Consider the following 24,321-nt stretch of genomic DNA (forward strand, 5'->3'; position numbering starts at 1 on the left):
CCCGGGCTACTCCCTGTTCAACACTTTGATGACGACCTCTTCCAGCGACAGCCCCTGCTGCAGCGGCAGCCGGCCATCGCCGTCGGTCGTCACCCGCATGCGCGCGCCGTCGCCGCGGGTGATCTCCACCGGCATGTTGCGCAGCGGCTCGCCGGTCCGGCGGTGTCGCAGCACGTGGCGCTGGTTGAAGTCGGTCTCGGGCCAGGTGTTCATTTCCCGGCTGAGCTGGGCCGGGCCGTCGAACCGGTAATTGGAGGCGTGCACGCGGATCTCACCCGGGCAGGCCCAGGTCATGCCACCGCCTTCGATCACAAGGCTAGCGCCGCCGGCGGTCTTGAGTACGACGCGCTTGCCGGCCGCCAGCTCGACCGCGGCCGTGGCCGAGACCAGCCTGAGCTGGTCGCGCGCGCGCAGCCGCAGCTGGCCCTGGCGGGCCTGCGCTTCCACCGGGCCCTTGCCGGCGATCAGGCGCAGACCGTCTCCCTTCGTGGCACCCGCGAGCAGGCCGATGGCCTGGCCGGTGTGCACGCGCAGGTCGCCGCTGATGGCCCAGCTGGTGTCGCCGCCGCTGGCCAGGGTCAGGGTTTCGCCGGCCAGCCACTGCAGGCTCTGTCCGGCCACCAGGCCCAGGCCGGCCTTTGCGGCAAAGCCGACGAGGGCGTCGCCGCTGTGCGGCAGGTGGCCGTCTGCCACCGCAGGGCTGCGCTGCGCGGCCGCCTCGCGGGCCGCCTCGTAGCCGTCGCCGGGAACCTGGGCCTGCATGCTGGCCAGCAGCCCCTTGACCGGTGGCGTGTCGGCCAACAGCTTCGAGCGCTGGTCGCTGCCGGTGCCGCGGTGGCTGGAATAGCCAACCGTGTGGTGCGTGGATGCCGCCTCGTCGAAGGTCTGCACCAGCTGCACGGCCTGCTTCAGCAGGGCCGTGGCGGGCGTGGGCTCTCCGGCCGGGTCGGCGGCGTCGATCGCATACGTGCTTACCCACAGCCCCGAGCGAGCGCGGAGCGCGCCATAGGCGTCGGTGCGCAGCTCCCAGCCCTGGCCACGGAAGCTGCCGCGGAAGTTGTCGGCCTGGTGCAGCAGGTGGCCGGCGTTGAACTGGCTGGCGGCGTGCGTGGTGGCGAACTGGATGCGCAGCTGGCCATCGCTGTCGTCGAATACCAGCTGGTTGCTGCCGGTGCCGCCGAATTCCCTGGATTTGACGCCGCCCAGCGCGGCGGCGTTGCGGTGCGCATCGTCACCGGCGCCCGCGCCGTGCCAAGGCGGGGCATGACCGCCGGCAAGGTTGCCCTGCGCACTGGGCACATGGTCCGAGGCCCGGGCGTAGACATCGCCGGGCGCCGGCGCGGCCTCGCCGCCGGGCGTGGGCGCGATGCCGCCTTCGCCCTGGCCATCGTAGACGCCGCCCAGGACCAGCGGACGGTCGACATCGTTGTCGATGAACACCACCACCACTTCGGTCCCGATCCTGGGCAGCCACTGCATGCCCACGCCACCGGGGCCGGCCTGGCGCTGCGCCACGCGGACCCAGGCCGTGGTCGGGACGTCGCCCTGCCAGCGCAGCCGCAGCCGCACCCGGCCAAGCCGGTCGCAGTAGAGCTCTTTGGCATCGCGGGGGCTGGTTTCGCCGTCGGGCCCGACCACGACCGCGGTCTGCGGGCCGTTCACGGTGGGGCGGGGATTCCAGCGCGCACCGGTGCCGTCGGCGAGCACCGGGCGCCACGGCAGCGAGCGCGGCAGGCCGTGGAAGCTGCAGGCATAGCCCACCGCGTCGGCGCGACGGGTGCGTTGCCGGCGGAGCAGGGGATCGTCGGACTGCTCCAGGAACGCGCACAGTCCGGGCGGCAGCAGGATCTCGTCGTCGAGCGCGTCGACCGGCTCCACCAGGTCGCCCGCAAGCCCGGCCTCGAGCGCGTCGACCAGCGCGTCGGGCAGGTTGTTCACGCCCTCGTGCCGCACCGCCGCCAGCAGCACTTCCGGTGGTCCTGCGTGGACGCCATCGTCCGGCGCATCCGTGAGCCGGAACCAGTTGCCGGAGCGGAAGCTGCGCACGCTGCCCAGGCCCAGCCAGGCCTGCTGCTGCGCCTCATGGGCCTCACCGGCCAGCGCCAGATAGCGGCGGGCCTGGGCTTCGTCGGCGAACGCATGCGGACCAGTGGGGTCGTAGAGCTCCAGCCTGACGGACTCGATCGCGTTGTCCAGCGGCGTCTGCACGCCCAGCGCCCGGTGGGACTTGTAGTCCTGGCTCAGCCACACCAGTCCGGTCGAACCCAGCGTGTACTGGGCACCGAACCCCTGCACCGCATCGCTGGCTTCGGTGGCCGCGTCGCGATGGAAGCGGATGCCGTTGCCGGCCGCGGAACTCCGCTCCTCCGACGCCTGGCTTGAATCGGCGAACAGCACCACGTCGTGGCCTGCCGGCGCCTCCGGATTGTCTTCGATGTAGAAGCCCAGGCCTTCCTCGGCGAGCAGGCGGGTGACGAACTCCCAGTCGGACTCGCGGTACTGCGCGCAGTTGCTGCGCACGCGCGCGTCGGCCATGAAGGGACCGACCTCGCCGGTCACGCGCCAGGCGGCGAGCGGGGCGTGGCGCGCGAAGACCGCCTCCACGATCTGCAGCGCCGTCATGTCCTGGTAGAGCCGGCTTTGCCGGGACTGGGCCAGCAGGTGGATCCATGGCACCAGGCGCAGGCGGTAGCGCGCAAGGCCACCATCGGCACCGATGCATTCGGCCTCGGTGACCAGGCCGGTGCGGGTGTGCCAGTCGCCATCGGCCAGACGTGTCTTCAGGGTCACCGGCTGGCCCAGCATCTTCGCCAGCGGCAGCGAGGCGTCGGTGGACAGGCAATCAAGGGTGTAACGGAAGCCGGCACCCAGCGCGTCCCAGCCGGACCAGCGCTCCACGAGCAGGCTGGAGAACGTGTTCCCGGCCGAGTCCAGCGCATACAGGCGGGTTTTGTCGTGGAACTGCGCGAGCGCGGCGTGCAGCGCGTCGGGCAGGACATCCATGGTCATGCTGCTCTCCTGGAGCCGTGCGGATCGTCCGGGTCGACCCTGCAGGCCGCTTCGATGTGCGCCGGCCAGCGCGGGATCGTGCAGCTGCGCATGGCAAGCCAGCGGGCGGAGGCCTGGAGGACGGTGAAGGGGGCGAACACGATCGCCGCCAGCGGCGCCATGGTGATTTCATCCGCGGCGATGCGCATGAAGCCTTCCCACCAGGTTTCCTTGCGCTGATCCACGGCGGCGTACATCTTCACGAGTGCGACCAGATCCTGCGGACCGTCCTCCATGTAGCGGCGCAGGAATTCCCAGTGCCGGCGCAGGATGTCCTGGTCGTTGACGTCACAGAACGCAAAGGTGTCCCTGACCGTGGTGCCGTCGCTTTCCAGCACGTGCCCCTGGATTTCCCACAGGTCGGGGCCAGGGCGGCTGTTTTCCCGCGCCAGGGTGAAGAACACCTCGTCCCACGGCACCGAGAGGATGCTCTTGTCCTGCCGGAACGCGTGCACCATCCGCTGCGTGCGGTCCAGGCGGATGGGGTAGTGGGTCAGGCGGAAGGCATCAAGGGTGAGCATCCAGACAACACAGGCTGCGGCGGGCAGGATGATGAGGCAGAGGAAGGCGGTTCCCAGGGTGGCATCCAGGCGGTTTCCTCCGCTGGCCAGTCCATCCACCGTTTCACCCGTGACGGTGTAGGCGAGTGGAGCCATGATGCACGTGACAAGCAGTGCGATCAGGGAAAGCCATCCCCTGTTCATGAAGTACTTGTCCAGGACGTCCATGCAGGCCGAGTCGAGTCTGATCACAGAGGACTGGTCGATCGGATCGACATGCAGCCGTTGCGCCTGCCGCAACTGCAGCGCACGTTCATCGGTCGTCAGTGGACGATTCGTCTTGTATTTCCATACCAGCCCGGCGTGGAACATCAGCGTCGATCCTCCAGGAGGATCCGGGGCACCACCTGATCGTGGGCATCGCGTGCCCATGCATCGTCCGGGTCGACCCTGCAGGCCGCTTCGATGTGCGCCGGCCAGCGCGGGATCGTGCAGCTGCGCATGGCAAGCCAGCGGGCGGAGGCCTGGAGGACGGTGAAGGGGGCGAACACGATCGCCGCCAGCGGCGCCATGGTGATTTCATCCGCGGCGATGCGCATGAAGCCTTCCCACCAGGTTTCCTTGCGCTGGTCCACGGCGGCGTACATCTTCACGCGTGCGACCAGATCCTGCGGACCGTCCTCCATGTAGCGGCGCAGGAATTCCCAGTGCCGGCGCAGGATGTCCTGGTCGCTCACGCTGGAGAACGCAAAGGTTTCCCGGACCGTGCTGCCGTCGTCGTCCAGCACGTGCCCCTGGATTTCCCACATGCCGGCGCCGGGGCGGCTGTTTTCCCGGGCCAGGGTGAAGAACACCTCGTCCCACGGCACCGAGAGGATGCTCTTGTCCTGCCGGAACGCGTGCACCATCCGCTGCCTGCGGTCCAGGCGGATGGGGTAGTGGGTCAGGCGGAACATCTCGTACTTCAGCAGGAAGAGGCCGGCGGCGATCGGGAGCGAGAGCACGACCACCGCCGCGGCCAGCTCCAGGTACACCGCCCCGCGACCGCCATCGAACGCGTCGCCCGTGCTGGACAGGATCGCGTAGGCCATCGCGCCCATCAGGCCAAGGCCGATCGCGATGGCCAGCAAGCCGACCAGGCTCAGCCAGCCCTTGCTGAAGAAATATTTGTCCACCGATTCAAGGAAGGTCGAGTTCATCCGGACAAGGGCCGCTTCGTCGGCGGGCTCGACATCCAGCCGCGTCCGCTGCTCGAGGCGGAGCGCGTGCTCGTCCTCGCTCAGGGCGCGGTCGACTTTGTATTTCCAGACCAGTCCAGCATGGAACATCGGGCACTTATCCTTCGTAAGCCGCTTCAAGCGCGCGCATTTCCAGATCGAGGTTGCCGTAGCGCCGATCCACGAGCTTGCCCCACTGGAAGCAGCGCTCCAGCCAGTCCTGGAACTTGTTGTCCTTGAACAGTTCGATCAGCGTCGTGACCGCAAACAGCAGCGCAAGCAGGATGGCGCCGATGAGGATGCCGATCGGGCCGCCCAGGGCGAAGGCGATCATGACGCCGACTCCCAGCAGGGCCGAGCCGAGGTATGCCCAGGCCATCCCGACATTGCCTTCCTGGCGCTCGCGGTACGCGCGGATGCCGTCGAACACGGACATGGCCACCCCGGCGACGATCGACGCACGCGTGCCCAGCGTGACCAGCAGGCGGCCCGCCTGCGGGAGCCGTGCGTGCCTGACCGAATCGGCGAAGCGGTTCCCGATGTACTTCCCGGTCACCTCCGAGGTCGTCCCGACCGCCCCCAGGACGCCGGCGGAAAAACGTCCGATCGCCTCGTCGCTCTGGTGTGGCATCGATGTCGCCACGTCCTTCCAGAGGCTGGTCAGGCACCAGGTCTGCAGCAGGCCGCCCACCGTGCCCAGGCGCACGTCGCGGGTGATCGTGCTCTTCCAGTTCGCGATCTGGTTGGCCTCGACCTGGGTCGGGGTGCGGAGCGCGCGCGCCAGCTGGTCCGCGCGTTCGCGGCTGGCGAGACTGGTGGGCACGCTGCGTGCCTGGTCGACGTCGATCAGCAGCAGCCAGGTCTTGCGGTCGGTGCCGTCCATCGCCACGCCGTGGACTTCCAGCCGCCTCAGCTCCGCGGCCACTGCGCGCTGCATCTGGTTTTCGCCGATGTCGACACCGTGCAGGCGGATCATCTGCCGGATCAGCGACGCCCGGAACACTTTCCTGCCGCCGACTTCGGTCACCGGGATCACCGCCTTGCCCGACACCAGGCCGAGCGCGACGCCGACCGCGCGGGCCTGCCGGCTGTCCAGCATGCTGTCGAGCGCCTTCATCATCGGGCCCATGAGCTGTTCGACCAGCTTCGCCACTGCCGGGCTGCTGCCGTCGGCCATGGCCTTGAGCGATTCTTCGTACAGCGCGATCACGTCCGACCAGGGGAAGGCGCGCGGATCGAGTTCCGCGTCGAGCTGCTTCTGCACGGCGTCGATGATCACCGTCTGGTTGAACAGCAGCGCCCGCAGGAGCAGGTTGCGCTTGTCCTTGCAGTCGTTCTTGCGCAGCCACTCCAGGTAGGTGTTGAAGCAGGCCTGCTTGTCCTGGGTGCCAGACAGGCACAGCAGCACCGCTACGGTGTAGGCCATTCCCTGCTCGGGGTCGTCGGGGTCGTACTGCAGCCCGAAGCAGTTCGCCATCGCCTCGCTCTTCATCCAGGCCGCGTGCGCGAGGGCCAGGGGCGCGATCCTGCTGGCATCGAACTCCTTCAGCGCCGCGTCGAACGTGGCCTGCCAGCGCGCGCGCGCGGGTTCGTCGTATTTGTCTGTGTACTTCGTCCACTCCCGGCCGAAGTGGCGATCGAGCTCGGCCGGCGTCACCGTGCGCAGGGCTTCCACGCGCTGCATGGCGCGCTCGCTCTGGTTCGTCCCGAAGGCCCAGTCGATCGCCCGGTAGGTGAGCCAGGACTCCTTGCCCATCTGTTCATTGCTCAGCTGTTCCGCCGCGGCCAGTTCGCGCAGTTCGAACTGGTTTCTCGATGCAGCCTTGATCTGCAGGATCGCGGTCGAGACCGCCAGCGGGCGCTTCACCGAAGACCGCGCCAGATGCGCGTCGTAGCGGCTCTTCATCAAGAGCGCCAGGTCGCGCGCCACCGCGGTGGGGTCGGGCAGCGCCAGCACCGCGCCCTGCACCTTGCCGCTGTCCGGCTTGCCCCTGTTCAAGCCGCGCAGCAGGCGCTCGGACGAAAATGCCAGCCCCGGTGCGCGCCAGCCGCTCTGCAGCGGCGGGACCGAACTCCAGCCCATGTGCCGGCGCGACTGCAGGGCGCTTTTTGCGTCCTGGTCGAACAGCCCGAACTCGGCCAGGTGCCGCGCCGCCTCGCCGACCTTCATCGCGCCGGGTTGGCGTTGGCTGGCCAGCCAGGCCTTCACGTCGAAGGGCACCATGCCCTTGCGGCGCACGCCGGCATCGTTCTTGTGGGCATCGCGCACCGCGCGGGTCCACTCGACTTCCGAATAGGCGATCCAGATCGGTCGGGTGGCCCGGGTCGCGTCCGGAATCGTGATGCAGGTCGCGTTGCCCAGGTGCGAGGTGAGCGTGCAGGGCTTCACGTCAACGTCCACCGGCGGCTTGGGGCTGTCCAGGTGCAGGTTGAACAGCAGGGCGTTGTCATCGACCTGGTAGCCCTCCAGCGTGTTCCGGTTTTCGTCGAACACGTACACGTAGCCGGCGCGCAGCAGGCGCAGCGCATAGCGTGCAGCGCCGCCCAGTGGAATGGTCTTGACCGGGTCGGAGGCGGACGCGACCTGCTGCGGCAGCGCCGGCAGGGGCGCGTCTTCCGGCAGGATCGCGTAGCGGGCCAGGAACAGCGGGAACCCGATGCGGAAATGCGGACACTGTTCGTCGCAGGTCGGCTCGGCCTGCATTTCCTGTTCGGGCGTGGGCGCGGTCTCGTCAAGGCTCATGCAAGGGGCCTCCGGCTCCCAAGGTCATTTCGGTGCGGATCTGCTGGAAGCCGGCGCCCGCCAGGTCGCCGACGGCCACGGTGTAGGGCAGGTCGGCGTCGGTGGGCAGCGACTGCAGCCGCTGTTGCAGCAACGGATGCGTGTAGAAGCGGGGATGCACGGTTACGCCGTGCTCGAGGAACAGGGCCAGGTCGCGCAGGCGGCCCAGCCCCAGGCCGCGGCCGTGCTCGAGCAGCCGGTACAGTTCGCGCGCCCGCTGCTGGCGGGACGCGATGCCGTCGGGATCCAGCAGGGCCAGGGTTTCGTTGACCGTCTGCAGGTCTTCCAGCCGCGCGGCCTGCCCGGCTTCAAGCAGCACCGGAATGCGGGTCCGGGCGTCACCGGCCGGTGGCTGGAAACCGAGCCATTCGCCATCCAGGTACACGGTCCACTCCGTGACCGGACCGAACAGGCACAGGCGTTGTTCCGGCGTCATCAACCACGCGTACTGCACGAACAGGCGCGGGTCGAACTGGCGCAGGTACAGCGCGTCGCCGCTGTCCTGGATGCGGGCGAGCAGGGTGGCGCGCAGGTGTCCGGCGACACGCTCGAGCGGCGCCGGCGACTTCAGCATGTTCGCGAACAGCAGCGGCTGCCGCGCCCGCGCCTGGCCTTCCATCAGTTCCAGGCACTGCAGCAGCAGCGGCTCCGCCAGATCAGACAGGCACACCAGGCCTGGCATCAGCCTTGCGCTGTCGCGCAGCGCGGGCGGCACCAGTGGATGGATTTCAAGCCCTGCGGGAAGGTCTGCGGCGGCATGCTGCGCACGGTCCACCAGCGCGAAGTCATGGGCGCGCAGAAGTCCGTGGCCGATCATCCAGTGGCCCCGCCCAGCCTGACCACGCCGCCGCGCTGGGTGGCGGCACTGGTCCGCGCCGGGCACAGCGGGCCGGTGTCCACCAGGTCCGGAACGTCCGCGGTGACCGCCATCGGCCCGACCAGCGCCTTGCGGCTGGCCTTGAACTCCACCTGGCCGGGTGCACCCAGCTCGATGTTGCCGCCCTCGATCCGGATGTATGCGCCGGCCGCGGTCGCCAGCAGGCGCTGGGAGGGCGCCGACACCAGCACGTCCGCATCGGTGCTGGTGATCCGCACCTCGTCGCGTGCCTGCAGCGTGGCGATGTTGGCCTGGGCGCGCAGCTGCACGCTGCCGGACGCGGCATGCAGCGCGATGCCCAGCTCCTGGTTGGGCCGGTCGCCCTCGGCCTTGCCCAGGGTGAACAGCTGGACGCTGCGCGATGCCGCCACCGACAGCGTGTCCACGGCGGCCCAGTTCAGGTCGTGGTCCGCGGCGTGCACGGTCTGCTCCGCGCTGGCCGCGACCAGGTCGGCGGGCGTCAATGCCGCGATCCCGGCCGGACTGCTTACCACCTGCAGCGGCTTGCTCCAGGCCGGCGCGCTGCCTTCGCCGCCGCCAAAGCCGATTTCACCGGCGGCTGCGGATGTGCTTGCCGCCAGCGCCTGCCCGGCGTCGGACAGCGCCAGGCGTGCCGGCGAGCGGTCCGGGTCCGGGTCGCCCGGAAGCTCCGCCTGCAGCGCCTTGACCGTGTGCGACAGCGAATCCACGAGCTGCCCGCTGCGCTGCAGCTGCGACTCGACCAGCGGCGCGCTGAGCTGCTGCCCGCCGTCCTCCGACGTGATCAGCAGGCCCTGGCCCGCGCGGATGGCGGCCGCGGCCCGGGTGCGGAGCTCGATGCCGAAGCCGCGGTCGTTTTCGCGCAGGTTGTCGCGCTGGCGTTTCTGGTGCCCCAGGGTGAGGGCGGTCTCGGCCTGGGTGGTGGACAACTCCACGCGCGCCTGGCCGGGCGTGGCATCGAACAGCATCTGGCTGTAGCCGCCGGTGCCCTGCTGGCTGCTGGCCAGCGCCTGGGTCTTGAAGCCGCTGAACACCGCGGCGTGCCCGTTGCCATCGAACCACGCCGGTGCGTTGCCGGTGGCCCCGGCCGGACCGCCGGCCACCTGGTTGTGCGCGGCATCCGGGTTGCCGCGGCCGTCATAGGCCGCGCCGACCACCACCAGGCGGTCCGCCTGGCCCTCCAGGCAGGCCAGGTAGACCAGCTGGCCGACGCGCGGCACCCAGACCGCGCCGAAGTTGTCGCCGGCCAGTGCCGTCACCACCCGCACCCAGGCGGTCGCGGTGCCGTTGCCGGGCGCGTTGTCGGCGCCGCTCCAGTGCTCCAGGCCACTGCTGGCCTGGCTGCCGCGCCGCGATACCAGCTGCACACGTACACGATGGTCGCGGTCGGTATCGACCGGGCCACCGTCGCCCACCACGATGCCTTCCAGCAGACCGCTGGCCTGCGGCCGCGGGTACAGGCGCTGGCCGTGGCCATCGGTGGTGCGCGGCCGCCAGGGCAGCTCGGCGGGGAAAGCTTCGAATGCGCCCTGGAACACGATGTCCGGCGACACGTCCAGGCCGGTCATCCGCGGCAGTGACTCGCCCGGCCCGTCCCCGGGCAGCGCCGAGAGCACCGCCGGCAGGGCCGGAGTGGTGTACGCACTGGCATCGTTGCCTGCCTCGGTCCCGAGGATGTCGGCGTGCAGGTTGTTGCGGGCCTGGAAGTGGAGCTGGCGGCAGATCCAGGCCTGGTCGGCGCCCACCGCATGATGACCGCCCACTGCAAAGCGCTGGCCCACCGCCAGCCGGCGCGCGGATCCCACGCCGGCCATGGTGCGCGTGTCGCGGCGCTGGCTGTCCAGGTGCTGGCGCGCGCGGCGCTCGCCTTCGGCCTGCGTGTGCCAGGCGTAGGGTCCGGGAATGTCGTGGTCGGCCAGCGCCACGGGTGCCTCGTCGCGGGCCGATGCCGGGCGGTCGCTGCGGCTGCGGTAATCCCAGCTGCCGCGGCTCACCTGCGATGGCCGCAGCCGCGTGCGCAGGCGTAGCTGCTGCAGCGTGTCCAGCGGCTCGGTGGCATCGCGGCGATGGAAGGCGTAGCGCTCGGGCGCCTGCGGCCCGAAGGCCTCGTTGTGGTCGGCCAGCACCAGCGTGTGTTCGCCCAGGGTGTCGCTGTCCGCATCGCCGGCGTGCTCGTAGAACCAGAACACGCCTTCATCGGCCCAGAGCCGGCGCAGCGCATCCAGCGGCGATTCCTCGTACATCGTCCACTGGTCGTAGCGCAGGTAGGCCCCGGAATCCAGCAGGTCCAGCCGCACATCCGGCGCCAGTTCCGGATACCAGGACAGCACCTGGCGGGTGATCTGCTGCCAGTCCATGTCGCGGAACACCCAGGTGTCGCGACTGTGCCTGAGCAGCGCCAGGCCAGGCTCCAGGCACAGCCGGTAACGCGCCAGCCCGCCGTTGGCGCCGATGCGCTCGATGGCGGTGATCCGACCGTGGAAGGGGCGGCAGGCGCCCAGGTCGGTCAGCAGTTCCAGAAGCGCCGGGGCTCCGACCAGCGCCTGCAGGTCGAGATGTGCGTCCACGGACAGTGCCGTGATCTGCAGCCGGTAGCCCGCGTCCAGCGCTTCCCAGCCCTGCACGGCTTCCGCGACCAGGGTGCCGGACGGCAGGGGAGCGGCATGCAGGCGCAGCGTACGGAGTTCCTGTCCCGGGTTCGCCAACCGGGCAAATGGCGACAACGCGGGTACATCCATGTACAGAAGACTCCCTCGGGGGCGGGACAGCACTGCAACCGCCCGAGGTTAGCAAACCTGAATGGCGGCAAGTGCAAACTGCGTCTCGTTCCGGAGATGAGCATGCGCGCCCGCTGCACCGCCGCCGGGGCTTGCCCCGTCCCCGTGGCTCGTCCATACTTTTGCGGGTTCACCCGATACGGCGTGTCGCCAAGCGCCGGTCGAGTGCCAGACCAGGCCCCGGCAACGGGGTCTTGTCGTATCACCCCGTTGGCCTCATGGCAGAGTGGTCATGCAGCGGACTGCAAATCCGCGTACGCCGGTTCGATTCCGACTGAGGCCTCCAGACAAAAGCCGCCCCCCGGGCGGCTTTTTGTTTGTAGGGCCCTGCCTTTGTGGGAGCAGCTATAGCTGCGATTGCTGTCCGGCAGGGCCCGGCCCCTGTTCGCGGCTATAGCCGCTCTTACAAAAGAGTCTTCCCACGGGGATCACGGATCGGGGGGGTAAAATTCGGCCCCCGCCGCGACGCACACGGATTTGCACGCGTGTATGACCTGCACTGCCACCTGCTGCCCGCCATCGACGACGGTGCCACCGATCTCGCCATGTCGCTTGAAATGGCGCGCATGGCCGTGGCCGACGGCATCACACTGACCGCCTGCACCCCGCACATCTATCCCGGCCTGTACGAGAACACCGGCCCCGGCATCCGCGCCGCGATCACCGCGCTGCAGGTCGAGCTCGACCGCGAAGGCATCGCCCTCAGGCTGGTGGGGGGGGCCGACGTGCACCTCGACCACAACCTGGTCGCGGGCATCCGCAGCGGCCACATTCCGACCATCGCCGGCTCCCGCTACCTGCTGTTCGAACCGCCGCACCACGTCGCCCCCCCGCGGCTGGAAGAGACGCTGTTCGATCTCATGGCCGCCGGATATGTGCCCGTGATCACCCATCCCGAGCGCCTGACCTGGGTCGAACAGCACTACGACACCTTCGTGCGCCTGGCGCATCGCGGCGCATGGATCCAGGTCACCGCCGGCGCCCTGACCGGCCGCCATGGCCGCCGCGCCAGGCACTGGGGCGATCGATTCGTGGGCGAGGGCCACTGCCACATCCTGGCCACCGATGCCCACCATCCCACGCGCCGGCCGCCCTTCCTGGCCGAAGCGCGCGAGGCTGCGGCGGCCCTGGTGGGGGCGGAAGAGGCTGACCACATGGTGAATACGCGGCCTGCAGGCATCGTGGCGAATGCGGCACCGGATACACTGCCACCCCTGAAAGCGCCGCCGCCCGCCGCCCCGCGCCGGGGCCTGCTGGCCCGGTTCTTGCGTCAAGCCTGATCCGCCCCGATCCGCCCCGATCCGCCCGATTCCCCGAGGTCCCCCCATGAAAAAAGCCAGCCGACTCCTGATCGCGGCCGTATTCGCTTTGCTGCTTGGCGCCTGCGCCTCGGGCGGGAAGAGCAACGTCGCCCACGGCATTGACCTGCCACCGCCTGACACCACCAGCGCATCGGGTGCCTACGAAGGCGCGACCGATTACCGCGTGGGTTCGCAGGACCTGCTTGAAATCAGCGTGTTCGGCGTTTCCGAACTCGCGCACCAGGCGCGCGTGAATTCCAACGGCATGATCAACGTGCCGCTGATCGGCGGCGTCATGGCCGGCGGCAAAACCGTGCCCGAGCTCGAGAAGGAACTCGCCGCCAAGTACGCCGATGGCTACCTGCAGAACCCGCAGGTCACCATCTTCATCAAGGAATACACCAGCCAGCGGGTCACCCTGGAAGGCGCGCTGAAGAAGCCCGGCATCTATCCGCTGACCGGCAAGACCTCGCTGCTGCAGGCGGTGGCCATGGCCGGCGGCACCGACGAGTTCGCCGACCTCGAGGGCGTGATCCTGTTCCGCCACGTCAACGGCGAGCGCATGGCCGCGGCCTATGACCTCAGTCTGGTCCGCCGCGGCGAGCTCGACGATCCGCAGGTTTACGGCGATGACGTGATCGTGATCGAGCGCTCCGGCAGCAAGTCGGCCTTCCGCGAGTTCATCAGGACGGTGCCCGCACTGGGCCTGTTCCTCGCCCTGTAAGCCACGCTCAAGCCTGCGCTCCAAGCCCACGTTACGGACAACCGAGACCCATGCCAGACGACAATCTTCCGATCCGCCCGGAGGGCGACAGGGACCAGCTGCCGGCGCATCGCGCGGATGCGAACCTGCCCGCCACCACTGGTTCGCGCGCGCTTGCCATCGAGATGTTCGACGACAGGCGCGGCGGCGACGAAGACGAGATCGACCTGCTCGCGTACTGGCGCATCCTGGTCAAGCGCAAGTGGCTGGTGCTGGGCGTGCTCGGCACCGTGGTGGCGCTGGCGCTGATCGCCACGCTGATGATGCCGCCGGTGTACCGCGCCACCGCGGTGCTGCAGATCGACCGCGAGTCGGTCCAGATCCTGCAGATGGAAGGCGCGGGCAACGCCGAGGCGTCGGCGCCGGACTTCCTCACTACCCAGTACGAACTGCTGAAGAGCCGCGCCCTGGCCGAGCGCGTGGCCAACGAACTCAATATCGACGGCAGCACCGTCGAACGCCTGGACTCCACCGGCTGGTGGCAGCGTGCCACCGGTGCGCTGCGTCCGCAGCAGCAGGCGCAGCCCGGTGATGTCAGCGTCGATGTCGCGGCTGAGGGCGAGGGCGACACGGCCGACCAGCTCCTGGACCTGCGCCAGGCGGTCGGCATCGTCCGCAGCGGCCTGACGATCGAGCCGATCCGCAACTCGCGCCTGGTGCGCGTGCACTTCGATTCCACGCTGCCGGCGTTCTCGGCGCGCGTGGTGAACGCCGTGGCCGACGGCTTCATCGCCCACGCCATCGAGCGCAAGTTCGACGCCTCGTCGTACGCCAGCAAGTACATCGAAGAACAGCTGGCCCTGGCCAAGGGACGCCTGGAGGAATCCGAGCGCACGCTGGTGGCCTTCGCCACCAGGGAAAACATCGTCACCAGCGGCGAGGGCAGCCAGAGCCTGGAAAGCCAGAACCTTGGCGCGCTCAACACCGCGCTTGCCTCGGCCCAGGACGATCGCATCCGCGCACAGGCCGCGTGGAGCCAGGTGTCGGGCGGTGGCCAGCTGCCGGCCGGCGCCATCGGCAACTCCATCCTCAACACCCTGCAGCAGCAGCGCGCCACGCTCAATGCGCAGTACCAGCAGCAGCTCAAGACCTTCAAGCCCGAGTACCCGAGCATGCAGGCGCTGAAGGGCCAGATCGACGAGGTCGACCGCCAGATCTCGCAGGAGCGCGCATCCGTGCGCGCCAGCATCAAGGCCGAGTACGACGCTGCGCAGACGCGCGAGAACATGCTTGTCGCCCAGCTCGACACCTTGCGCGAGCGCACCCTGGACGTCGACAACCGCTCGATCGACTACAACATCCTGCGCCGCGAGGCCGACACCAACCGCCAGCTCTACGACAGCCTGCTGCAGCGTTACAAGGAAGTTGGCGTGGCCGCCGGCGCCGGCGTCGGCACCAACAACATCTCCATCGTCGACCGCGCCATCGCGCCCACCGGCCGCTTCAAGCCCAACCTGCCGCTCAACCTCGCCATCGGCCTGATGCTGGGCCTGATGCTGGGCGTGCTGATCGCGTTCGTGCTCGAGTTCCTGGACGACACCCTCAAGGCCCCCGAGGACATCGAGCAGCATCTGCGCCTGGCCGTGCTCGGCATCATTCCGCACCTGAAAAAGCAGAGCGTGGTCGATGCCATGGCTGATCCGCGCTCGGCCTTTGCCGAGGCCTACCGCTCGGTGCGTACCGCGCTGCAGTTCTCCACCGACCAGGGCGTGCCCAAGGTGCTGCTGGTCACCAGCCCCAGTGCGTCAGAGGGCAAGTCCACCACCGCGCAGACCCTGGCGCGCAACTTCGCCCAGCTGGGCAAGCGCGTGCTGCTGGTCGAAGCGGACCTGCGCAACCCCTCGCTGCACCGCTCGCTGGGCGTGCGTTCCGATACCGGCCTGTCCAGCCTGCTGTCCGGCGCCGCCAGCGCCAGCCAGGTGATCATGGATACCGACGACGAACGCCTGAAGGTGATCCTGGCCGGCCCGCTGCCGCCCAATCCCGCCGAGCTGCTGTCCGGCAGCCGCCTGCTGTCGATGCTGACCGTGGCCGCGGAAAAATACGACCAGGTGATCATCGACGGCCCGCCGGTGCTTGGTATCGCCGATGCGCCCATCCTGTCCAACGTCGCCGGCGGCACGCTGCTGGTGGTGCAGGCCGGCCAGACGCGCATCAAGACCGCGCAGGCCGCGCTCAAGCGCCTGGCCGCCGCGCGCGCGCGCGTGATCGGCGGACTCATGACCCACTACGACGCCAAGGTCGCCGGCTACGGCTACGATTACGCCTCTTATTACTCCTACGGTACCCAGCCGAAGCTGGCCGGGAAGTAGCGATGGGGCGGGGGCCCGCAAGGGGATGATGGCAAACGCGGGCGAAGCACTTGAACTGGCCATGGGCCTGCTGCGCGCACCTGCGCGTCGCAGCGCCCTCCGCGCCCGGCCCCTGCCGCAGGGCATGGACACGTTGCTGGCGATCGCCTCGGGTTCCGCCGAGGTTTTGCACCGCGCCGCGCAGCACACCGGCTACGACGAATCCGAATTGCTGGAGGCCAGCCGCTTCTTCGTTCAACAGGTGCTGCTGGCCGAAGACGCCGACGCCTACCGCGTACTCGGTGCCGACCGCGACGCCGAGCGTGCCACCCTGCGCGACCACCACCGCCACCTGCTGCGGTGGCTGCACCCCGACCGCAGCACCGCCGGCAGCCAGTGGGACTCCGCCCTCGCGACCCGCGTCAACCAGGCCTGGAACCACCTCCGTACCACCACCGCCCGCACCCGATACGACGCCACCCTTGCCTCGCGCGCCCCTGCAGGAGCAGCTACAGCTGCGACCTCCACCACCCCGCGCCGCGCGCCCCCTGTGGGAGCGGCTACAGCCGCGGTCCCCCCAAGCCCGCCATGTTCCACCCCCTCCACGGGAGTGGCTACAGCCGCGATTCCCCCCAACCCCCGCATCTCCCTCGCACCCATCCTCGTCGGACTGCTCGGCCTCGCCTGCATCGTCCTCGCCTGGCTCGCCTTCACCCGCCAGGACAACTTCGACGGCGTGCAAAGCGGCGCCACCGCGCCCGCCAGCAGCCCCGCCGCGCCCGTCCGCACCGCCGCCGCGCCCGAGCCGACAAGCCCAACGGTCACTCAAGCCCTGGCCCTGGTCCAACTGCCGACCCCGCCAGTCGCCCCGCCAGGTGCCCCACCTGCAAGCCCACCCGCAGCTGCACCCGCACCTGCACCTTCACCTGCACCTGCACCTGCACCTGCACCTGTAGGAGCAGCTATAGCTGCGACCCAGCCCCCGCCATTCGCCCCACCTGCAACCCAAGCTGCCACCCCACCTGCAGAAGCAGCCAGAGCTGCGACCTTGCCCTCGCCAGCTGCCCCACCTGTGGGAGCAGCCATGGCTGCGATACCGACCCCCATCACGCCCGTCGCGCCGGCTGCGGCTGAAGTCGCACCCCCGTCGGATGGGCTGGCAATCGCAGCTGCAGCTGCTCCTGCAAGGGCGGGTGCGGGGGTTGCGGCTGCGGATCCGTTGCGGCTTTTCGGGGAGGCAGAGACAGCGGTTCGGGGGGTTACGGATTACCTGGCCGGGGGCGGCGCGGAACCGGCCTGGCTTGACCTGCCCACGGGGTTGGAGGGTGCGGGTATCCGCACGCAGCTGCAGGCGCGCCATGCGCAGGGCGCGCGCACGCGGATGCTGGTCGATGCGCCCAACTGGACCCTGGATGCCATGGCCGCTTCCATGCTCGGCGCCTATCGCCTGGATGCCCGCCGCGGGACGGTGGAAACCGGGGTGCTTCGCGTTGAGCTGATCCGCATGGGCGAGGCCTGGCGCGTCGTCGGCCTGCAACTGGAGCCCGCCCAGTGAACACCGCCCGCTGGATCGCCTTCGCGGCACTGCTGGCGGCGCTGCTTGCCGCCGGCGCCAGCCTGCTCAGCACGCATGGCGAACAGGCCCGGCTTGAAGCCGACCTCGCCGCCGCCGAAGCCGCCCTTCACGAAGACGACGCCCCCCGCGCCGCAGCCATCGCCCGCAGCGTGCTCGCGCGCGAACCCGCACTCGGCCGCGCCTTCGGCGTACTCGCCCGCGCCCAGGACGGGCAGGGCGATGCCGCCGCCCACCACGCCCGCTACCAGGCCGCCGCACGCCGCGCCCCGCGCGATCCCCAGGTGCGCGGCTGGCTTGCCACCCAGGCCCTGCAGTCCGGCAATTACGCCGCCGCCGCGGACCACCTGGACGCACTGCTCACCGTGGCCCCCGCGCAGCGCAGCGACCTGCTCAAGCTCATCGCCGAACTCGCCCAGGACCCGGAATTCGCCGATGCCCTGGCGACCCACCTGGTCAAGCGACCCCAGTGGCGCAACGCGGTCCTGCGCGCCGCCACCGCCAGCCGCCTGCCCACCGCCGCCGACAACCTGCACGGCGCCCTGCGTGCGCAGGGCGGCCTCAGCGCCGATGAAACCACGCGCTGGATCGACGGCATGCTTCGCGATGGCCGTTGGGGCAGCGCCTACGCACGCTGGGTCAGCGGCCTTGCCGACGCCCCTGCGCTTCTGCCGGTGCCCTGGAACGGCAGCTTCGGGCGCCCGCTGTCGTCGGCCGGCTTCGACTGGCGCGTGCGCCGCACGCCCGGCGTGCTGTTTCAGCGCATCGAACTCGACAAAAGCGTGCCGGGCGTCGGCACACCCGGCAGCACGGCCCACGCCGCCCGCCTGCGCTTCCTCGGCCGCCCAGTAGCGCGCACCGGTCTGGAAATCCCGCTGCTGCTCGCCCCCGGCCAGCATGTGTTGCGGCTCCGCGCCCGCACCAGGGACCTGCGCTCGGACCAGGGCCTGGAGTGGACCCTGACCTGCAGCGACGGCCGCACACGCATCGCCAGCGGCGCCCGTATCCGCGAATCCCGCGACTGGGCCGCGCTGGAACTGCCCTTCACCGTGCCCGAAGGCGAGGGCTGTGAAGGCCAGTGGCTGCGGCTGGTGAACCCCGCCCCGCGCGGCGTGGCGCAAACCCTGCGCGGCGAGCTGGACCTGTCCGGCGTGGCCATCGTCCAACCCTGAGCCACCCTTGCCTGATCCTCGCGCCAGCCATCACTGAGGATGCGTTGGCACGCGAAGTGCAACATAATTCACGGTTCCGTCGCCGACCGTCCGGTCGCGGGATGAACAACCAGCGGAAGGACCCCGAATGCGCCACATCGTCGCCGTTTTGAGCTTCACCACGCTTGCCCTGGCCGCCTTTGCGGCGCCTGCGCAGGATGCGCCTGAAACCGCCGTGCCGGCGGCCGATCCCGGCATCCTGCTGGGCGTGGAAAGCGGCTCGGTGCTTGTCAGCAGCGGCGGCGAGTTCACCCAGGCCGCCAGCGGCCAGGTGCTTGCTCCCGGCCAGCGCGTGCTGGTGTCAGAGGGTGGCAGCGCCAGCCTCGGCTATGCCAACGGCTGCAAGAAGACCATGAGTACCCCCGGGGTCTACACCGTGGCCGCCGACTGCGTTGCCGACAGCAGCCGGGGCGTGGACGGCCGTGTGATCGCGGGCATTGTCGGCGGCGTGGCGGTGATCGCGGCCGCCGCTGGCGGTGGCGGCGGCGGGGGCTCTCCGCCAGTCAGCCGCTGAATGCGCGCAAGCTTCACATGAACGTCGCATGTTGCTGATATTACGGACAAAATTCACAAAATCGTCACGTAAAAAGGGTTGCGCCAGCGCCCCCATGTCCGTAGTCTCTATGCGGCGCAACATGCGCCACCCCATACGAAACACCGGAAGGACTCCATGAAAACCCATCGCCTCCTGATTGCCGCTGCGCTGGCCACGCTGTTCGCCGCACCCGCGCTCGCTCAGAGTGAGTCCGCAACGCTCCGCATCGACAGCGGCAGCGCCATGGTCAGCACCGGTGGTGAGTTCACCAGCGCCGCCTCCGGCACCCAGCTGGCCCCGGGCAGCCGCGTGATGCTGACCGAAGGCAGCAGCGCCACCCTGGTCTATCTCAACGGCTGCACCCAGGCGCTCGGCGCCGCCGGCGTGCACGGCGTGCCCGCCACCTGCGTTGCCGCCGCCAGCAGCCCGGCTGCCGGCACCGCCGCCGGTTCCACCGCTGCAGGCGTGGACATGGGCGCCGTGGGCATCATCAGCGGCGCTGCCGTGCTTGGTGCCGCCGCCCTTGAAAGCATGGACGAGCAGCCCTACGTTGCGCCGCCGCCGGTCAGCCGCTGACCCTTCCGGTTTTGACATAGGGTGCACTGCGGGACGGGTTTAACCCGTCCCGTTTTCGTTTCCAGGGGCGGAGCACCATGTACGGCGCAACTGCCGACGCACACCATCACCAGCATCAAGACAGGGCCGCACGCGCGAGGCTGGCCGCCGCGTGTGCGCTGTTGGTGCTGTGCGTGCTGTCCGGCGGCAGCTCGCAGGAGTCAGGCACCGGCAGCTTTGTTGCCCAACTGCTGGCGCTGCCGCTGCTGGCTTGGGCCGGCTGGCTGCTGCTGAAGCGCCCCGCCGGCCTGGTGCACCTCGCTTGGGGGGCCTTTGCCGCGGCGCTGGTCGCCATCCCGCTGTTGCAGGCCGTGCTGCCCGCGGCCGTGGCCGGCGGCGAGGGCAGGGCGGCGCTGGGGCAGGACCTTGCGCTGTTCGGCGTCACTGCGCCAGCGCACTGGAGCCTGGCCCCTGCAGCCACCCGCGCCGCAGGGTTCCAACTGCTGCCGGCGCTGGCCATCTTCGCCATGGCGCTGGCCCTGCCGCCTGCCGCCCACCGCCGCCTGGCGCAGCTGATCGTGGTGCTGGCCGTGGCCAGCCTGCTGCTGGGCGTGGCCCAGATCGGCGCCCCCCAGGAAAGCCCGCTCAATCCCTACCCGCAGTGGAAGCCGGCGATGAACGGCTTCTTCGCCAATCCCAACCACCAGGCCACCCTGCTGGTGGTCGCGGCCACCCTGGCCTGCGCGCGCCTGGCGATGGTGGCCGGTGCCTGGCCGCAAGGCCGCCCGCACCGCCTGATGCACGGCACCGTCGCCGCCCTGGTCATGCTGCTTGCGGCCGTGGCCCTGCCGCTCACCGGCTCGCGCGCCGGCGTGGCGCTGATCATCCTGGCCTGCGCCCTGGTGGTGGCCGTGCACTGGCCGGCTTGGCGCGGCGGCACCCGCAGCCGGATTGCCCTGGCCGCCAGCCTTGCCGTGGCCGCGCTGGCCCTGTTCCTGGCCCTGCGCTGGATGCAGGTGGACGCCATCGACGAGCTGCGCGGCCCGCTGCGCGCGCTCACCGGCGAGATCGCCGCGCGCTTCGCACCCATGGGCGCGGGCGTGGGCAGCTACGTGCCCGTGTTCGAGCAGGAAGCCCCGCGCGAACTGCTGATGGCCAACTACGTCAACCACGCCCACAACGAATACGCGCAGTGGTGGCTCGAGGCCGGCGTGCCCGCCATGGTCACCCTGCTGCTGGGCGCCGTGGCGTTGGCACTCACCTTGCTTGGACTGCTGCGGCAGCCGGCGCAGATGCGCGGGCTGGGCATGACCGCGCTGGTGGCGCTGGGCGCGATACTGGCGCACTCGCTGGTGGACTACCCCCTGCGCACCCCGGCCATGCTGGCGGTGGCGGCGGCACTGGCAGGAATCGCCGCGGCACAGGCCGCAGGCAGCGACAAGGGACGTTCAAGGGCTAAGGCCCCGCGCACAGCGCGGGACACGCCAATCATGCAAAGGGATCCGGATCAATGAGTGACTTTCCTTCGCCGCAGGCCACCCGCATTGCCGTGGTGGGCCTCGGCTACGTGGGCTTGCCGCTGGCGGTCGAGTTCGGCAAGCAGTACGACACCGTGGGCTTCGACATCAATGCCGCGCGCGTTGAAGAGCTGCGCACCGGCCGCGACAGCACGCTTGAAGTCGAGCCAGAGCTCCTGGCCAGCGCCACGCAGCTCGGCTTCACCTGCGACCTGGAAGGCATCCGCGACTGCAATGTGTACGTGGTCACCGTGCCCACGCCCATCGACAGCGCCCGCCGTCCGGATCTCACTCCCTTGCGCCGCGCCAGCGAGTCGCTGGGCAAGGTGCTGCAGCCCGGCGACACCGTGGTGTACGAGTCCACCGTGTATCCCGGCTGCACGGAAGAGGTGTGCGTCCCGATCCTGGAGCGCGAGAGCGGCCTGAAGTTCAACGTCGACTTCTTCTGCGGCTATTCGCCTGAGCGCATCAATCCCGGCGACAAGCAGCACCGCGTCACCACCATCATGAAGGTGACCTCCGGCTCCACGCCGGCCGCCGCGGACTTCGTGGACGCGCTGTACGCCAGCATCATCACCGCCGGCACCCACAAGGCCAGCAGCATCAAAGTGGCCGAGGCCGCCAAGGTGATCGAGAACACCCAGCGCGACCTCAACATCGCCCTGGTCAACGACCTGGCCATCCTGTTCAACAAGCTGGGCATCGATACGCTGGAAGTGCTGGAAGCCGCCGGCACCAAGTGGAACTTCCTGCCGTTCCGCCCGGGCCTGGTGGGCGGGCACTGCATCAGCGTGGATCCGTACTACCTGACCCACAAGGCGCAGGAAGTGGGGCACCACCCGGACGTGATCCTGGCCGGCCGCCGCACCAACGACGGCATGGGCGCGTACGTGGCCGGCGAGGTGATCCGGCTGATGGTGCGCAACGGGATCAACCCCGTGCGCGCGCGCATCCTGATCCTGGGGCTGGCGTTCAAGGAGAACTGCCCGGACCTGCGGAATACGCGCGTTGTGGACATCATCGGTGCGCTGCAGGGCTACAACGCGCGCGTCGACGTATGCGATCCGTGGGTGGATGCGGGCGAGGCGAAGCATGAGTACGGGCTGTCGCTGTGCAAGCCGGGCGAGGGTGAGTACGACGCGATCATCGTGGCGGTGGGACACGAGGAGTTCCGGAAGCTGGGTGCGGCGGGGATACGCGCGCATGGCAAGCCGGGAGCGGTGCTTTATGACGTGAAGTATGTGTTGCCGCGGGAAGCAGTGGATGGGCGGCTGTGATAATCCACCCACTTTCCGACGTGCAGTCGACGAAAATCGGTAAGGGTACGCGGGTCTGGCAGTTCGTGGTGATCCTGCCGGGTGCGGTAATCGGATCGGACTGCAACATCTGCTCGCATTGTCTGATCGAAAACGATGTGGTGTTGGGTGACCGGGTCACGGTGAAGTCCGGGGTCCAGCTGTGGGACGGGCTTCAACTGGCGGATGATGTCTTCATCGGCCCCAATGCCAGCTTCACGAACGACAAGTTCCCGCGCAGCAAGACGCATCCGAATACCTTTGCGACTACCGATATTGGCGAGGGGGCTTCCATCGGTGCGAATGCCACCATCCTACCCGGAGTCAGGATTGGTCGAAGGGCCATGGTGGGCGCCGGCGCAGTCGTGACTCGTTCGGTGCCGCCTAACGCGATCGTCATCGGTAATCCGGCGCGCATCGTGGGGTACGTTGACGCAGCAACACAGCCGGCAGTTCAGGCTGCCGAGGCTATGGCAAGCGCGGCAGAGGGAGAGCCGCGTCTGCGCAAGCTTCCCCGCGTGCTCGACATCCGAGGGAGCCTGACGGTTGGCGAGTTCGAAAGATCCGTGCCCTTCGCCGCTAAGCGCTACTTCATGGTGTTCAATGTCCCGAGTGCCGAGACGCGGGGTGAGCATGCGCACAAGCAATGCCACCAGTTCCTAGTTTGCGTTTCTGGAAGCGTGAACGTCGTGGCGGATGACGGCCATACTAGGCGTGAGTACGTCCTCGATCGTCCCGATGCTGGCTTGCACCTCCCCCCAATGACGTGGGGTATCCAGTACAAGTATTCGCCGGACGCCGTGTTGCTGGTCTTCGCTTCGCACTACTACGAAGCGGACGACTACATTCGGGATTACGACGAGTTCGTACGTCTGGCGAGAGCGGGCGCATGATTCCATTCCTAGACCTGAAGGCTCCGCATATCGAGCTTCGCGAGGAGATTGATGCCGCTATCGCGCGCGTGATTGATAGTGGCTGGTACGTCCTTGGTCCCGAGGTCGAGGGTTTCGAGAACGAGTACGCCGCCTATTGCGGCGCGAAGCACGCCATTGGTGTCGCCAACGGCCTGGATGCGTTGCACCTGGCGCTGCGGGCGATGGATGTGGGCCCTGGCGACGAAGTCATCGTACCGTCCAATACTTATATCGCCACGTGGCTGGCGGTCAGCCAGTGTGGGGCGATCCCGGTTCCCGTGGAGCCGGACTCGCGCACGTACAACATCGATCCCTCGCTGATCGACGCGGCCATCACCTCGCGCACCAAAGTTATCCTGCCGGTGCACCTGTATGGGCAGCCAGCGGAAATGGAGCCGATCCTCGCGATCGCGCGTAAGCACGGATTGCGCGTGCTGGAAGACGGCGCACAGGCGCACGGCGCACGTTACAAAGGCGAGCGAATTGGTTCGCATGGTGATGCGGTCGCGTGGAGCTTCTACCCCGGCAAGAACTTGGGCGCGCTGGGGGATGGTGGTGCTGTCACCACCAATGATCGAGACATCGCGGACCGAATCCGCGTTCTGCGAAACTACGGGTCGCGGGTCAAGTACGTTAACGAGGTGCAGGGCTTTAACAGTCGTCTAGATCCGCTCCAGGCTGCGGTCCTGCGAGTCAAACTAGCGCACTTGGATGCTTGGAATGATCGTCGTGCTGAAGTAGCAGCCGCGTATTTAGAAGGTCTCGAACGCACGGCATTGGTGTTGCCGCATGTCCCGGAGTGGGCTAAACCCGTGTGGCATCTGTTCGTGGTGGGGACCCCGGAGCGCCAAGCCGTGCAACAGCGGCTGACCGAGGCGGGCGTGGGCACGTTGATCCATTATCCGATCCCGCCGCACAGGCAGGCGGCGTACGCACATGCGGGCTTTGACGCAAAGGCGTTCCCGATCGCCTCGCGGATGGCGACTGAGGCGTTGAGTTTGCCGATGGGGCCGCATCTTCTTAAGGAGCATGTGGTCGCTGTGGTGGAAGCAGTCACATGCTGATATCAAGTGTCAAACGACGCAGCGCGTTGTTGTTTATGCGCATGATCCAGCGTGCACGGGTTGGTTGGTATTCGTTGTTATCCACTAATCACTTCGTCGGGCGCCCTGCACGTTATCAACCA

General features: G+C 68.9%; 17 protein-coding genes, 1 tRNA gene and 1 pseudogene. 13 read left to right on the plus strand and 6 right to left on the minus strand.

Going from position 1 to position 24,321, the window contains the following annotated elements:
* Positions 1 to 6: 6 nt before the first annotated feature.
* From ACW7GZ_RS11395 to ACW7GZ_RS11420, 6 genes are read right to left on the minus strand one after another with little or no spacing between them, the layout of a single operon-like run.
* Positions 7 to 3,009, minus strand: a complete 3,003-nt coding sequence (locus tag ACW7GZ_RS11395) for a type VI secretion system Vgr family protein (protein ID WP_457009276.1) — start codon at positions 3,007 to 3,009, stop codon at positions 7 to 9.
* Positions 3,006 to 3,920 carry a DUF6708 domain-containing protein gene (locus tag ACW7GZ_RS11400; protein WP_457009278.1) on the minus strand — a complete coding sequence of 305 codons (915 nt, stop codon included), beginning with the start codon at positions 3,918 to 3,920 and terminating at the stop codon, positions 3,006 to 3,008. The genes ACW7GZ_RS11395 and ACW7GZ_RS11400 overlap by 4 nt, the downstream gene beginning before the upstream one ends.
* On the minus strand, positions 3,920 to 4,876 hold the full coding sequence (locus ACW7GZ_RS11405; protein WP_457009279.1) for a DUF6708 domain-containing protein: 957 nt from the start codon (positions 4,874 to 4,876) through the stop codon (positions 3,920 to 3,922). Before ACW7GZ_RS11405 ends, ACW7GZ_RS11400 begins: the two co-directional genes overlap by 1 nt.
* Positions 4,877 to 4,883: 7 nt before the next feature.
* Positions 4,884 to 7,508, minus strand: a complete 2,625-nt coding sequence (locus ACW7GZ_RS11410) for a T6SS effector BTH_I2691 family protein (RefSeq protein WP_457009280.1) — start codon at positions 7,506 to 7,508, stop codon at positions 4,884 to 4,886.
* The gene (locus ACW7GZ_RS11415; RefSeq protein WP_457009282.1) at positions 7,498 to 8,364 is read right to left on the minus strand and encodes a DUF4123 domain-containing protein; all 867 of its coding nucleotides are present in this window, start codon (positions 8,362 to 8,364) and stop codon (positions 7,498 to 7,500) included. The genes ACW7GZ_RS11410 and ACW7GZ_RS11415 overlap by 11 nt, the downstream gene beginning before the upstream one ends.
* Complete coding sequence (locus ACW7GZ_RS11420) at positions 8,361 to 11,141, minus strand: type VI secretion system Vgr family protein (protein WP_457009284.1); 2,781 nt, start codon at positions 11,139 to 11,141, stop codon at positions 8,361 to 8,363. Before ACW7GZ_RS11420 ends, ACW7GZ_RS11415 begins: the two co-directional genes overlap by 4 nt.
* A gap of 251 nt (positions 11,142 to 11,392) precedes the next feature.
* Here ACW7GZ_RS11420 and ACW7GZ_RS11425 point away from each other — a divergent pair.
* The 13 genes and pseudogenes from ACW7GZ_RS11425 to ACW7GZ_RS11485 all read left to right on the plus strand — a co-directional run bounded on the left by ACW7GZ_RS11425 (position 11,393) and on the right by ACW7GZ_RS11485 (position 24,199).
* A tRNA-Cys gene (locus ACW7GZ_RS11425) sits at positions 11,393 to 11,466 on the plus strand.
* Positions 11,467 to 11,665: 199 nt separating this feature from the next.
* The gene (locus ACW7GZ_RS11430) at positions 11,666 to 12,460 is read left to right on the plus strand and encodes a tyrosine-protein phosphatase (RefSeq protein WP_457009286.1); all 795 of its coding nucleotides are present in this window, start codon (positions 11,666 to 11,668) and stop codon (positions 12,458 to 12,460) included.
* 46 nt (positions 12,461 to 12,506) lie between these two features.
* A complete protein-coding gene (locus ACW7GZ_RS11435; protein WP_457002220.1) occupies positions 12,507 to 13,205 on the plus strand; it encodes a polysaccharide biosynthesis/export family protein in 699 nt (232 codons plus the stop codon).
* 50 nt (positions 13,206 to 13,255) lie between these two features.
* The gene (locus tag ACW7GZ_RS11440; protein WP_457002222.1) at positions 13,256 to 15,556 is read left to right on the plus strand and encodes a GumC family protein; all 2,301 of its coding nucleotides are present in this window, start codon (positions 13,256 to 13,258) and stop codon (positions 15,554 to 15,556) included.
* 124 nt (positions 15,557 to 15,680) lie between these two features.
* A pseudogene (locus ACW7GZ_RS11445) lies at positions 15,681 to 15,998 on the plus strand (J domain-containing protein); the annotation flags it as partial.
* Positions 15,999 to 16,853: 855 nt separating this feature from the next.
* A complete protein-coding gene (locus ACW7GZ_RS11450) occupies positions 16,854 to 17,090 on the plus strand; it encodes a hypothetical protein (protein ID WP_457009640.1) in 237 nt (78 codons plus the stop codon).
* Positions 17,087 to 18,280, plus strand: a complete 1,194-nt coding sequence (locus ACW7GZ_RS11455; protein ID WP_457009288.1) for a hypothetical protein — start codon at positions 17,087 to 17,089, stop codon at positions 18,278 to 18,280. The genes ACW7GZ_RS11450 and ACW7GZ_RS11455 overlap by 4 nt, the downstream gene beginning before the upstream one ends.
* A 127-nt stretch (positions 18,281 to 18,407) precedes the next feature.
* Positions 18,408 to 18,833 carry a hypothetical protein gene (locus ACW7GZ_RS11460; protein ID WP_457002227.1) on the plus strand — a complete coding sequence of 142 codons (426 nt, stop codon included), beginning with the start codon at positions 18,408 to 18,410 and terminating at the stop codon, positions 18,831 to 18,833.
* Between the two features lie 156 nt (positions 18,834 to 18,989).
* Positions 18,990 to 19,430, plus strand: a complete 441-nt coding sequence (locus ACW7GZ_RS11465) for a hypothetical protein (protein WP_457009290.1) — start codon at positions 18,990 to 18,992, stop codon at positions 19,428 to 19,430.
* A 77-nt stretch (positions 19,431 to 19,507) separates the two neighbouring features.
* Positions 19,508 to 20,923 carry an O-antigen ligase family protein gene (locus ACW7GZ_RS11470; protein WP_457009292.1) on the plus strand — a complete coding sequence of 472 codons (1,416 nt, stop codon included), beginning with the start codon at positions 19,508 to 19,510 and terminating at the stop codon, positions 20,921 to 20,923.
* Positions 20,920 to 22,203 carry a Vi polysaccharide biosynthesis UDP-N-acetylglucosamine C-6 dehydrogenase TviB gene (gene tviB / locus ACW7GZ_RS11475; RefSeq protein ID WP_457009293.1) on the plus strand — a complete coding sequence of 428 codons (1,284 nt, stop codon included), beginning with the start codon at positions 20,920 to 20,922 and terminating at the stop codon, positions 22,201 to 22,203. The genes ACW7GZ_RS11470 and tviB overlap by 4 nt, the downstream gene beginning before the upstream one ends.
* A gap of 20 nt (positions 22,204 to 22,223) precedes the next feature.
* Positions 22,224 to 23,114 carry a WxcM-like domain-containing protein gene (locus tag ACW7GZ_RS11480; RefSeq protein ID WP_457009294.1) on the plus strand — a complete coding sequence of 297 codons (891 nt, stop codon included), beginning with the start codon at positions 22,224 to 22,226 and terminating at the stop codon, positions 23,112 to 23,114.
* Positions 23,111 to 24,199 carry a DegT/DnrJ/EryC1/StrS family aminotransferase gene (locus ACW7GZ_RS11485; RefSeq protein WP_457009296.1) on the plus strand — a complete coding sequence of 363 codons (1,089 nt, stop codon included), beginning with the start codon at positions 23,111 to 23,113 and terminating at the stop codon, positions 24,197 to 24,199. The genes ACW7GZ_RS11480 and ACW7GZ_RS11485 overlap by 4 nt, the downstream gene beginning before the upstream one ends.
* Positions 24,200 to 24,321 lie beyond the last annotated feature (122 nt).

The organism is Luteimonas sp. A537 (assembly GCF_054052065.1).